Below are 12,096 nucleotides of genomic sequence, written 5' to 3'. Positions count from 1 at the left end.
GTTATTCTCCTTCAGGCGCTGGCGCCGCTGCGGCGTCAGGCTTGCGGGGTCCACGGCCACGGCCACCGGCCGGACGACGGCCTTCGGGCCGGTCGCCACGGGGACGACGGGAGCGGCGCTCTTCGTCGCGCGGAGCGGCGGTTTCGGGAGGCATTTCGCCGTTAGGCAGCATATCGCCCTTGTAGACCCACACTTTGATGCCGATGATGCCGTAAGTCGTCTGGGCTTCGGCCGTGCCGTAGTCGATATTGGCGCGCAAGGTGTGCAGGGGCACACGGCCTTCGCGATACCACTCGGTACGGGCGATTTCGATGCCGTTCAGACGGCCCGAGCTCATAATCTTGATGCCCTGGGCGCCAAGACGCATGGCGTTCTGCATGGCGCGCTTCATGGCGCGGCGGAACTGGATGCGCTTTTCGAGCTGCTGGGCGATGGAATCGGCCACCAGTTGGGCGTCGGTTTCAGGCTTGCGGATCTCTTCGATGTTGACGTGCACGGGCACGCCCATCAGACGCTGCAGGTCGGACTTCAGGCTCTCGATGTCCTCGCCGCGCTTGCCGATCACCACGCCCGGACGAGCCGAGTAGACGGTGATGCGGGCATTCTTGGCCGGACGCTCGATGACGACGCGGCCAACGGACGCGCTCTTGAGCTTTTTCTTCAGGTATTCACGGACGCGGATGTCCTCGGCGAGCATGCCGCCGAAGGCCTTGTCGTCCGCGTACCAACGCGAATTCCAATTGCGGTTTACCGCGAGACGGAACCCAACCGGGTGTACTTTCTGTCCCATTGTGACTCCTTAAGCGCCGACCTTGACCACGATGTGGCAGGTCTGCTTCTCGATACGGTTACCACGGCCTTTTGCACGGGCGGAGAAACGCTTCATCGACTGGGCCTTGTCCACATAGATGGTCGTGACCTTGAGTTCGTCGATGTCTGCGCCGTCGTTGTGCTCGGCGTTGGCAATCGCGGACTCCAGGGCCTTCTTGAGGATGCCCGCGGCTTTTTTGGGTGTGAACGTCAGGATGTTCAGCGCCTGGGCGACCGACTTGCCGCGGATGAGATCCGCAACGAGACGCGCCTTCTGGGCCGAAATATGGACGCCACGAATAATAGCTGTAGTTTCCATCACTTACCTCTTGGACTTCTTGTCCGCAGCATGGCCCTTGAACGTACGGGTCAGCGCGAACTCGCCGAGCTTGTGACCGACCATGTTCTCGTTGATGTAAACGGGAACGTGCTGGCGGCCATTGTGCACAGCAATCGTCAGCCCAATGAACTCGGGCAGGATGGTGGAACGGCGCGACCAGGTCTTGATCGGCCGCTTGTCTTTGCCTTCGACGGCCGCATCGACCTTCTTGATCAGATGCGCGTCGACGAATGGGCCTTTTTTAATCGAACGTGACATTTGGTTCGCCCCTTACTTGCGCTTGCGACGCGAGACAATCATGTTGTCCGTGCGCTTGTTACGACGAGTTCTGTAGCCCTTGGCCGGGGTGCCCCATGGGCTGACCGGCTCACGGCCCTCGCCAGTACGGCCTTCGCCACCGCCGTGCGGGTGATCGACCGGGTTCATGGCAACGCCACGCACCGTGGGACGGACACCGCGCCAGCGAACTGCACCGGCCTTGCCGATTTGACGCAAGCTGTGTTCTTCGTTGCCGACTTCGCCAATGGTGGCGCGGCAGTCGATGTGAACGCGACGGACTTCACCCGAGCGCAGACGCACCTGGGCGTACACGCCTTCGCGAGCCAGCAGCACCGCCGAAGCGCCTGCCGAACGGGCCATTTGCGCGCCCTTGCCCGGAAGCATCTCGATGCAGTGTATGGTGGCACCGACGGGGATGTTGCGGATGGGCAGCGTATTGCCGGAGCGGATGGGAGCGTCTTTGCCCGAAAGCAGCGTTGCACCCACTTCAAGGCCGCGGGGAGCGATGATGTAGCGACGCTCGCCGTCGGCATAGCACAGCAGTGCGATATGCGCAGTACGGTTGGGGTCGTATTCGAGGCGCTCGACCTTGGCGGGGATTCCGTCTTTGTTGCGACGGAAGTCGACCAGGCGGTAATGCTGCTTGTGACCGCCGCCACGATGGCGCACAGTGATGTGGCCATTGTTGTTACGGCCCGAGCCGCGGGATTTCTTTTCGAGCAGAGCTGCGAATGGTGCGCCTTTGTGCAGATCAGGCGTTACCACCTTGATCATGCCGCGGCGACCAGCCGAGGTCGGCTTGACTTTTACGAGTGCCATTTAGTTCATCTCCGTAAAGTCGAGTTCCTGACCGTCCTTGAGCGAGACGTATGCCTTGCGCTCGTTACGGCGGCTACCCATGAAACGGCCAAAGCGCTTCTGCTTGCCCTTCTGATTCAGGACCTGAACCGACTCGACCTCGACCTTGAACAGGAGCTCGACGGCGGCCTTGATTTCGGGCTTCGTGGCATTGGCCACGACGCGGAAAGCGATTTGCTGATTTTTTTCGGCGACGAACGTGGCCTTTTCGGTCACGACGGGCGCCAAGATGACTTGCATCAAACGTTCGGCGTTCATCCCAACATCTCCTCGAGTTGAGCGATAGCCGGCTTGGTGATCAACACTTTCTTGTAGTGGATCAGCGAAAGCGGATCGGCGTAACGCGGTTCGACCACGGCAACGTGAGGCAGGTTGCGCGTAGCGAGATAGACGTTTTCGTCGAGCACGTCGGTGATGATCAGCACCGATTCGAGACCCATGCCCTTGAGCTTGGCCGCGGCCTGCTTGGTCTTGGGCGTATCGAGCTGGAAGCTGTCGACGACGGCGATACGGTCTTCGCGGGCCAACTGGGAGAGAATCGCGCGAATGCCGGCGCGGTACATCTTCTTGTTGACCTTCTGGCTGAAGTTTTCGTCAGGCGAATTGGGGAATGCGCGACCGCCTCCACGCCAGATGGGCGAGGACGTCATGCCGGCACGGGCGCGGCCGGTGCCTTTCTGGCGCCACGGCTTCTTGGTGCTGTGCTTGACTTCGGAACGATCTTTCTGCGCACGGTTGCCGCTGCGCGCGTTGGCCTGGAAGGCCACCACGATCTGGTGCACCAGCGCTTCGTTGAAGTCGCGGCCGAACACGGTGTCGGGAGCGGCGACGGTGGACGAGGATTGACCCTGGTCGTTCAGGAGCTTGAGTTCCATCTGTTAGGCTCCTTTCTTGGGCTGCGACTTGACGGCGGGACGCACGACGACGTCGGAGTTCTTGTGGCCGGGAACAGCGCCCCTGACCAGCAACAAACCGCGTTCTGCGTCGACACGCACGATGTCGAGATTCTGGACGGTACGGGTGACGTCACCCAGATGGCCGGCCATTTTCTTGCCGGGGAAGATGCGGCCGGGATCTTGAGCCTGGCCGATGGAACCGGGCACGCGGTGCGAACGGGAGTTACCGTGCGACGCGCGCTGCGAACCGAAGTGGTGGCGCTTGATGGTTCCGGCAAAGCCCTTACCGATGGTGGTACCGGTTACGTCCACCTTCTGGCCAGCCTCGAACACGCTTTCGACGGCCACGATGGAACCGGCCGAAAATTCGGCGGCTTTCGCGGGATCGAGGCGGAATTCCTTGAGGATGCTGCCGGCTTCAACGCCGGCTTTAGCGTAATGCCCGGCAGCCGGCTTGGTGACGCGCGAGGCGCGGCGGGTGCCGTATGCTACTTGTACCGCTGCATACCCATCGACTTCTGGTGACTTGACCTGGGTGACACGATTGTTCGACACGTCCAGTACTGTAACCGGGATGGACTCGCCTTCCTCGGTGAAAATACGGGTCATGCCAACCTTGCGCCCCACGAGCCCCAGCCGGTGTGCGGCAGGCGTAGGTGTCGAGTTCGACATCGTTTTCTCCATTCCCGACTGCGATTGGTCGGGGCTATGATTAATGCAAGCCCTGCCGTCAATAAACGGATCAAGCCGTGGCCACAAAAAGCAAAAAACCTTTGCCTAAGTTTTTTTGCCCAAGGGCGCTTGCTATTCAAACAGACCAAAATTCACAAAAACGCCAAGCCAATAAAAATAGACCTGGCGCCAAACTTTTTTGGTCAAGCGTAGCACTTTAACATGAATTGGGCCGGGTAAGCAAGCCGCGCTTTGGCAGGCAATGCCTATCCGCCACAGAGCGCAAGCGCCCAGCGCGCGCGGCGGACGCCCTTCGGCTTGCCCGGCATCCAGCGGCTTGCGCTACTATCTGCTGAACCCTGGACTCCCGGAGCCCGTATGCCGCCACCCTCAGCCCATCGCTCTGCCGCCGTCGCGTTGCGCGGCCCGACGCTCAGCTTTGTGGACGATCCTTTCCAGGCCGGGGACGAGGCGGCCCTGCGCTACGAACCCGACGGCCTGATCATCATTGAAGACGGCCTCATCACGGCGGCAGGCAGCCACGCCGCGCTTCGCGGCCAAGTGGCGCCCGAGGCCGTCACCCGCTACCCCGACGCTCTTATTCTGCCCGGCCTCATCGACACCCACGTCCATTACCCTCAGACCCAGATCATCGGCGCCTACGGGGCGCAGTTGATCGACTGGCTCAACGAGTACACCTTCGTGGCCGAGCAGCAGTTCGCCGACGCCGGCCATGCCCGGGCCGTGTCGCGAACGTTCCTGGACGAATGCCTGCGCGCCGGCACCACGACGGCGGCGGTGTACTGTACGGTGCACCCCGGCTCGGTGGACGCTTTCTTCGAAGCCGCCCGCGAATACGGCATGCGCATGGTCGCCGGCAAGGTCTTGATGGACCGCAACGCGCCCGCGGCGCTCACCGACACGGCGCAGGCAGGCTATGACGATTCGCTGGCGCTGATCGAGCGCTGGCACGGCAAGGACCGGCTGCACTACGCCATCACCCCGCGCTTCGCGCCCACCAGTACTCCCGAGCAGCTGGAGGCCGCCGGCGCGCTATGGCGGCAACATCCCAGCGCCTACATGCAAACCCATCTCTCCGAGAATCAGGCGGAGATCGAATGGGTGAAGCAGCTGTTTCCGCGCCGCGCGGACTACCTCGATGTATACGACCACTATGGCTTGACGGGGCCGCGCTCGGTGTTCGGGCACGCTATCCACCTTGGCGAACGCGAGTGGCAACGGCTGTCCGAAACCGGCTCGGCCGTAGCTCACTGCCCCACGTCCAATACTTTCCTGGGCAGCGGCCTGTTCGACTTTGCGCGAGCCAGGCAACCGCAGCCCCCCGCCCTGCCCGTGCGCACCGGCCTGGCCACCGACGTGGGCGGCGGAACCTCGCTGTCCATGCTGCGCACCATGGGCGAGGCCTACAAGGTGGGCCAGCTAGGGGGCTATTCGCTCTCGGCCGCCAAGGCCCTGTACCTGGCCACCCGGGGCGCCGCCCAGGCTCTCTACCTGGAAGACAAGATCGGCTCGATAGAGGCCGGCCTGGAAGCCGACCTGCTGGTGCTGGACCTGAAATCCACGCCCCTGATCGACTTTCGCATGAAGCATTGCCAGGACATCAACGAAGCACTGTTCGTGCAGATGATCATGGCCGACGACCGCGCCACGAAAGCGGTCTATATCAAAGGGCGCCTTGCTTATTCACGCGACTAGGAGAGAACCTGCGGCAGCCCGTCCCACAGCAACTTCAAGCTGGTGCAGAACAAGAATATATACATCAGCTTGTTGAACAACACTGCGTCCACGCGGTCGTGCATCCAGACCCCCAGCTTCACTCCGATGACGGCTGCCGGAGCCAGCAAGAGCGAGGTCCCCAGGTTTTCGGCGCTAAGCTGGCCCAGCAAAGCATAAGGGATCAGCTTCACGTAATTGACCACGGCGAAGTAGATGGTCACCGTGCCGACAAAGATGCTTTTGTCCAGATTTTTGGGCAGAAGGTAGATCATCAAGGGCGGGCCGCCCGCATGAGCCACGAAGCTCGTATAGCCCGACAAGCCCGACCACAGCCAGCAGGCGGGGCCGTCGGGCAGGCGCAATCGCAGGCGCAAACGGCCGCCCAGCCAGTATCGCAGCGAGAACAGCAGCGCCATCGTGCCGATCAGCACCTCGAGGAATGCCTCGCTGACATAACGAAAGGTCAGCGCGCCGACGAGGATGCCCAGCATCGCGCTGGGCAGCAGCCTGAACATCAAGCCGTGGTCCCAGCGGCTGAGCCAGGCGCGCACGCCGGTCACGTCCATCACGCACAATATGGGCAGCATGATGCCCGCCGCCTGGATGGGCGAGGACACCAGAGCCAGCATGGGGACGGCCAGTATGCCCAGGCCGCCCGCAAAGCCGCCCTTGCCGATGCCGACGATCAGCACCGCCGGGACAGCCACGAGATAAAACAGCGGATCGTCAATGAAGGCCAGCGTCACGGTGCAGCTTCTCCTCGGAATGCAACAAAGCCCTCCGGGGGGAGGGCTTTGCGGGCCGGCGGCCTGTCGCTTGGGACAGTTGGCCGGCCATCATTGAACGCAACGATTACTGCAGGGCGATTTCGACGTCGACACCGGCCGGCAAATCCAGACGCATCAGGGCGTCCACGGTTTTGTCGGTAGGATCGACGATGTCCATAAGACGTTGATGCGTGCGCATCTCGAATTGATCGCGAGCGGTCTTGTTGACATGAGGCGAGCTCAGCAGGTCGTAGCGGCGAATGCGGGTGGGCAGCGGCACAGGTCCGCGAACCACCGCTCCCGTACGCTTGGCGGTGTCAACGATTTCGGCTGCCGACTGGTCGATCAGCTTGTAATCGAACGCTTTCAAGCGGATGCGGATTTTCTGGTTTTTCATGGTGTTTCCTAAAGAACGAAATCGGCGGAGGGAAGCCCCCCGCCTCTGTGTGCAAGACTTACTTGATGATTTTAGCCACCACGCCGGCGCCCACGGTACGGCCGCCTTCGCGGATCGCGAAGCGCAGGCCCTCTTCCATGGCGATCGGCGCAATCAGCTTGACCTGCATCGACACGTTGTCGCCAGGCAGCACCATCTCTTTGTCCTTGGGCAGGTCGATCGTGCCGGTCACGTCCGTCGTGCGGAAGTAAAACTGCGGACGATAGCCGTTGAAGAACGGCGTGTGACGACCGCCCTCTTCCTTGGACAGAATGTACACCTCGGCCGTGAACTCGGTGTGCGGGTTGATCGAACCGGGCTTGGCCAGCACCTGGCCGCGCTCGACGTCCTCGCGCTTGGTGCCGCGCAGCAAAATACCCACGTTGTCACCAGCCTCGCCCTGATCGAGCAGCTTGCGGAACATTTCCACGCCCGTGCAGGTCGTCTTGACCGTGTCCTTGATACCGACGATCTCGATTTCCTCGCCGACCTTGATGATGCCGCGCTCGATACGACCGGTCACCACCGTGCCCCGACCCGAGATCGAGAACACGTCTTCCACAGGCATCAGGAACGCGCCATCGACCGCACGCTCGGGCGTGGGGATGTACGAGTCCAGCGCCTCGGCCAGTTGCAGGATCGCCTGCTTGCCCAGCGGGCCGTCGTCGCCTTCGAGCGCCAGCTTGGCCGAGCCCTTCACGATCGGCGTATCGTCGCCCGGAAAGTCGTACTTGGACAGCAGCTCGCGCACTTCCATCTCGACCAGCTCGAGCAGCTCTTCATCATCGACCATGTCGGCCTTGTTCAGGAACACGATGATGTACGGCACGCCCACCTGGCGGCTCAGCAGAATGTGCTCGCGCGTCTGGGGCATCGGGCCGTCTGCGGCCGACACCACCAGAATGGCGCCGTCCATCTGCGCTGCGCCCGTGATCATGTTCTTGACGTAGTCGGCGTGGCCCGGGCAGTCAACGTGCGCGTAGTGGCGCGCGGCCGTCTCGTATTCCACGTGCGAGGTGTTGATCGTGATGCCGCGCGCTTTCTCTTCGGGCGCCGCGTCGATCTGGTCGTAGCCCTTGGCTTCGCCCGAACCAAACTCCTTGGCCAGCACCGTCGTGATCGCCGCCGTCAGCGTCGTCTTGCCGTGGTCAACGTGGCCGATCGTTCCTACGTTTACGTGCGGTTTGGTCCGCTCAAACTTACCTTTTGCCATGATTCATCCCATCAATATTTCAAGGAAATAAAATTTCTAGCCGCCCATCGAAAGATGGGCGGTACCCGTATTACTTATTTGCCACGTGCGCTGATGACTTCGTCAGCGACGTTCTTGGGAGCTTCGGCGTAGTGCTTGAACTCCATGGTGTAGGTCGCCCGACCCTGGGTCTGCGAACGCAGGCTGGTCGAATAACCGAACATTTCGGCCAGAGGCACCTCGGCCTTGATGATCTTGCCGCCGCCGGGGATGTCGTCCATGCCCTGGACCATGCCGCGCCGCGAGGACAGATCGCCCATCACGGTGCCCGCGTAGTCTTCGGGAGTTTCGACTTCGACCGCCATCATGGGCTCGAGCAGCACGGGGCTGGCCTTGCGCATACCGTCCTTGAACGCCATGGAGGCGGCCATGCGGAACGCGTTTTCGTTCGAGTCCACATCGTGGTACGAACCGAAGAACAGCGTGACCTTGACGTCGACCACAGGATAGCCGGCCACCACGCCCGCGGGCAAGGTTTCCTGGATGCCCTTGTCGACCGCCGGGATGTACTCGCGCGGAACCACGCCGCCCTTGATGGCGTCGACGAATTCGTAGCCGCCGCCGGGCTCGAGAGGCTCGAGCTTGAGCACCACGTGGCCGTACTGGCCGCGGCCGCCCGACTGCTTAACGAACTTGCCTTCGACTTCGTCGCAGGTCTTGCGTATGGTTTCGCGGTAGGCCACCTGGGGCTTGCCCACGTTGGCCTCGACGCCGAACTCGCGACGCATGCGGTCGACCAGAACCTCGAGGTGAAGCTCGCCCATGCCCGAGATGATGGTCTGGCCCGACTCTTCGTCCGAACGCACGCGGAAGGAGGGATCCTCTTGTGCCAGACGCGACAGGGCGATACCCATTTTCTCTTGGTCGGACTTGGTCTTGGGCTCGACAGCCTGCGAAATGACGGGCTCGGGGAACTCCATCTTTTCGAGCAGGATGTGCTGGCCGACGTCGCACAGGGTTTCGCCCGTGGTGACGTCCTTCAGGCCCACCACCGCCGCGATGTCGCCCGCCAGAACCTCTTTGATTTCAGCACGGTTGTTGGCGTGCATCTGCAGGATGCGGCCGATGCGCTCTTTCTTGCCCTTGACCGGGTTGTAGACCGTTTCGCCGGCGTTGAGCACGCCCGAATACACGCGCACGAACGTCAGCTGGCCAACGAAGGGGTCGCTCATCAGCTTGAAAGCCAGCGCAGAGAACTTGGCGCTGTCGTCGGCCGGCAGGCTGATGGGGTTGCCATCGTCGTCCACGCCTTCGACGGGGGGGATATCCACCGGCGAGGGCAGGTAGTCGAGCACGGCGTCGAGCATGCGCTGCACGCCCTTGTTCTTGAAGGCGGTGCCGCACAGCATGGGCTGGATTTCGCCGGCGATGGTGCGCAGGCGCAAGCCCTTGTTGATTTCGTCTTCGGTGAGCTCGCCCGACTCGAGGTACTTGTTCATGAGCTCTTCGTTTGCTTCGGCGGCCGACTCGACCAGCTTCTCGCGCCATTCCTGGGCGTCGTCCTGCAGCTCGGCCGGAATGTCGACGTACTCGAACTTGGTGCCCTGGGAGGCTTCGTCCCAGATGATGCCGCGCATCTTGACCAGGTCGACCACACCCTTGAAGGAGTCTTCGGCGCCGATGGGGATGACGATGGGCACGGGGTTGGCCTTCAGGCGCAGCTTGAGCTGGTCGTAGACCTTGAAGAAGTTGGCACCCGTGCGGTCCATCTTGTTGATGAACGCAAGACGGGGCACACCGTACTTGTTGGCCTGACGCCAGACGGTTTCGGATTGGGGCTGCACACCGCCCACTGCGCAATAGACCATGCATGCGCCATCGAGAACACGCATGGAACGCTCGACTTCGATGGTGAAGTCGACGTGTCCCGGGGTGTCGATGATGTTGATGCGATGCTCGGGGCGATCGCCCGCCATCCCGCGCCAGAACGCCGTGGTAGCGGCGGAGGTGATGGTGATGCCACGCTCTTGTTCCTGCTCCATCCAGTCCATGGTGGCCGAGCCTTCATGGGTTTCGCCAATCTTGTGGTTGACGCCGGTATAGAACAGAATGCGCTCGGTGGTGGTGGTCTTCCCTGCGTCGATGTGGGCAGAGATACCGATGTTGCGGTAGCGCTCGATGGGGGTTTTGCGGGCCATGATTTGTGAGTCCTTAGATTACCAACGGAAATGGCTGAAAGCCTTGTTGGCTTCGGCCATTTTGTGCGTGTCTTCGCGCTTTTTCATTGCTCCGCCACGCCCTTCGGAGGCGTCGAGCAATTCGCCGGCCAGGCGCAGATCCATCGACTTCTCGCCACGCTTCTTGGCGGCTTCACGCAGCCAGCGCATGGCCAGGGCCAGGCGGCGCACCGGGCGCACTTCGACTGGGACCTGATAGTTTGCGCCGCCAACACGCCGGCTCTTGACTTCGACGACGGGCTTGATGTTGTTGATCGCGGTGTTGAACACTTCGATGGGCTCTTTGCCAGTTCGAGCCTGAATGTGATCAAGGGCGCCGTAGATGATGCGCTCTGCGACGGCCTTCTTACCGGACAACATAACGACGTTCATGAATTTGGCGAGCTCTACGCTGCCAAATTTGGGATCGGGGAGGATCTCACGCTTGGGTACTTCGCGACGACGAGGCATTTTAAAACTTCCTTGTGACAGTTCAGTTGAGCCGCTTCTTGCGGCCTCGGCCATCCATCAAGATGACCACTTACATGCCATGGGGACGACCCACGGCTGCACCGATACGACCGGCCGAACCAGCCGAATGAATTGATTAAGCTTTCTTGGGGCGCTTGGCACCGTACTTGGAACGCGCCTGCTTGCGGTCTTTCACGCCTTGCAGGTCGAGCGAACCACGGACGATGTGGTAGCGGACACCCGGCAGATCCTTGACACGGCCGCCGCGCACCAGGACAACCGAGTGCTCTTGCAGGTTGTGGCCTTCGCCGCCGATGTAGGAAATGACTTCGAAGCCATTGGTGAGGCGCACCTTGGCGACCTTACGCAAAGCCGAGTTGGGCTTCTTGGGGGTGGTGGTGTACACACGAGTGCAGACACCACGGCGCTGAGGGCAGTTTTCGAGCGCGGGGCTCTTGCTGCTGGCGCGGCTGACTTCGCGCGGCTTGCGCACGAGTTGACTAATGGTTGGCATGACCTTTACGCATCCTGTGGTTTTTACGCGCCCAGGCAATGGGCGAGCATTGAACGTACTAACAAAACAAGTACCAATTTTTCGCCTAGGCTTTTATTATTCTTGAACGCGGTCAACGCATTGCAGAACGCAAAAACAACTTAGGCGGTCGCAATAACCGCCTAACACAAAACTTGTAAAAGAGCGGGGTCTTGCAACATTCTTTGCAACATTCATTGCAATAACCGCAAAAAAGCCTCGGGACCATGCTTCTCGGGGTAAAGCTTCCGGGGTAAAGCTTCATAAATAAGCCCATAGCCCCCGCAGCCCTGCATTTTTGCGGTTAGCTAGCCATATTAGCATAGGCAAAGCACCAGGGTCAATGCTTGCCGCGCTGATGGGGAAGGGCGCTACCCTCGAGGCGCACCCGAAGACGTAAGCCGCAACCAAAGTCCACGCCGGGCGCAATTTCAGTAGCGGCAGACGTGGTCGGCGATCTTCTTCAAGGACACGCCCAGCGCCGCTCTTTCTTCGGGTGCGAGCACCTCGAGGGCGTGCTCGATGATCTTGTGGGCGTCGGGCCAGGCCTGGACGTACTTGGCGCGGCCCAGATCCGTCAGGTAGACCCGGGTAGAGCGGTTGTCCTTGGGGTCGCCCTTGCGCTCGGCCAGGGCGCGCTCTTCCATCTGGCTGACCACCCGGCTCAGCACCGCCGGCCTCACGGCCGTGGCCCGCGCGATCTCGCTGATGTTCTTGCCGTCTTCTTCCAGCAGATACTGCAGCACGCGGAAATGTATGTAGGTGATGTCCAGCTTGCGCAAGGTGAAGTTGCGCAGATCCTGTTCCATGCGGAAAATGATCGAGGCCATCTGGAACGCCATGTTCCTGTCTGGCCCCAGGTGGGGCGGATTGATATCTGGAGTGGACAT

15 protein-coding genes are annotated in these 12,096 nt (G+C 61.4%); 1 reads left to right on the top strand and 14 read right to left on the bottom strand.

The features are described from left to right. Window position 1 precedes the first annotated feature (1 nt). The 7 genes from rpsC to rplC are packed head-to-tail and all read right to left on the bottom strand — an operon-like array spanning window position 2 to window position 3,855. The gene (gene rpsC, locus CSC67_RS04380) at window positions 2–790 is read right to left on the bottom strand and encodes a 30S ribosomal protein S3 (protein ID WP_017523967.1); all 789 of its coding nucleotides are present in this window, start codon (window positions 788–790) and stop codon (window positions 2–4) included. A 9-nt stretch (window positions 791–799) separates the two neighbouring features. After that, the gene (gene rplV, locus CSC67_RS04375; protein ID WP_118993314.1) at window positions 800–1,129 is read right to left on the bottom strand and encodes a 50S ribosomal protein L22; all 330 of its coding nucleotides are present in this window, start codon (window positions 1,127–1,129) and stop codon (window positions 800–802) included. A 3-nt stretch (window positions 1,130–1,132) separates the two neighbouring features. Then, window positions 1,133–1,408: a 30S ribosomal protein S19 gene (rpsS, locus tag CSC67_RS04370; RefSeq protein ID WP_017523965.1), complete on the bottom strand. Its 276-nt coding sequence runs from the start codon at window positions 1,406–1,408 to the stop codon at window positions 1,133–1,135. Window positions 1,409–1,420: 12 nt separating this feature from the next. Beyond that, complete coding sequence (gene rplB / locus CSC67_RS04365; RefSeq protein ID WP_118993313.1) at window positions 1,421–2,248, bottom strand: 50S ribosomal protein L2; 828 nt, start codon at window positions 2,246–2,248, stop codon at window positions 1,421–1,423. Continuing rightward, window positions 2,249–2,545, bottom strand: coding sequence for a 50S ribosomal protein L23 (gene rplW, locus CSC67_RS04360; RefSeq protein WP_118993312.1), 297 nt, complete (start codon window positions 2,543–2,545; stop codon window positions 2,249–2,251). After that, complete coding sequence (gene rplD / locus CSC67_RS04355; RefSeq protein WP_017523962.1) at window positions 2,542–3,162, bottom strand: 50S ribosomal protein L4; 621 nt, start codon at window positions 3,160–3,162, stop codon at window positions 2,542–2,544. The genes rplW and rplD overlap by 4 nt, the downstream gene beginning before the upstream one ends. A 3-nt stretch (window positions 3,163–3,165) precedes the next feature. After that, entirely contained in the window at window positions 3,166–3,855 is a 690-nt protein-coding gene (rplC, locus tag CSC67_RS04350) for a 50S ribosomal protein L3 (RefSeq protein WP_167752752.1), read from the bottom strand. A 378-nt stretch (window positions 3,856–4,233) separates the two neighbouring features. Between rplC and guaD the strand changes: the two genes are divergently transcribed. Beyond that, window positions 4,234–5,571, top strand: a complete 1,338-nt coding sequence (guaD, locus tag CSC67_RS04345; RefSeq protein WP_118993310.1) for a guanine deaminase — start codon at window positions 4,234–4,236, stop codon at window positions 5,569–5,571. Here guaD and CSC67_RS04340 read toward each other — a convergent pair. The 7 genes from CSC67_RS04340 to CSC67_RS04310 form a co-directional block, all read right to left on the bottom strand. Then, window positions 5,568–6,338: a sulfite exporter TauE/SafE family protein gene (locus tag CSC67_RS04340; RefSeq protein ID WP_118993309.1), complete on the bottom strand. Its 771-nt coding sequence runs from the start codon at window positions 6,336–6,338 to the stop codon at window positions 5,568–5,570. The genes guaD and CSC67_RS04340 overlap by 4 nt on opposite strands. A 106-nt stretch (window positions 6,339–6,444) precedes the next feature. After that, complete coding sequence (gene rpsJ / locus CSC67_RS04335; protein WP_017523958.1) at window positions 6,445–6,756, bottom strand: 30S ribosomal protein S10; 312 nt, start codon at window positions 6,754–6,756, stop codon at window positions 6,445–6,447. Between the two features lie 58 nt (window positions 6,757–6,814). Next, window positions 6,815–8,008, bottom strand: coding sequence for an elongation factor Tu (gene tuf / locus CSC67_RS04330; protein ID WP_118993292.1), 1,194 nt, complete (start codon window positions 8,006–8,008; stop codon window positions 6,815–6,817). Window positions 8,009–8,082: 74 nt separating this feature from the next. Beyond that, window positions 8,083–10,185 (bottom strand): elongation factor G, encoded by a 2,103-nt coding sequence (gene fusA, locus CSC67_RS04325; RefSeq protein WP_118993308.1) that lies wholly within the window; start codon window positions 10,183–10,185, stop codon window positions 8,083–8,085. Between the two features lie 18 nt (window positions 10,186–10,203). Continuing rightward, a complete protein-coding gene (rpsG, locus tag CSC67_RS04320; protein WP_118993307.1) occupies window positions 10,204–10,674 on the bottom strand; it encodes a 30S ribosomal protein S7 in 471 nt (156 codons plus the stop codon). A 136-nt stretch (window positions 10,675–10,810) separates the two neighbouring features. Further along, window positions 10,811–11,188 carry a 30S ribosomal protein S12 gene (gene rpsL, locus CSC67_RS04315; protein ID WP_026067970.1) on the bottom strand — a complete coding sequence of 126 codons (378 nt, stop codon included), beginning with the start codon at window positions 11,186–11,188 and terminating at the stop codon, window positions 10,811–10,813. 449 nt (window positions 11,189–11,637) lie between these two features. Then, on the bottom strand, window positions 11,638–12,096 hold the full coding sequence (locus CSC67_RS04310) for a MarR family winged helix-turn-helix transcriptional regulator (protein ID WP_118993811.1): 459 nt from the start codon (window positions 12,094–12,096) through the stop codon (window positions 11,638–11,640).

This window comes from Pusillimonas caeni, assembly GCF_003545815.1.
Classification (GTDB): domain Bacteria; phylum Pseudomonadota; class Gammaproteobacteria; order Burkholderiales; family Burkholderiaceae_B; genus Pusillimonas; species Pusillimonas caeni.
Note: the sequence above shows the minus strand (reverse complement) of the source record. Positions and strands in the feature narration are given on the sequence as shown.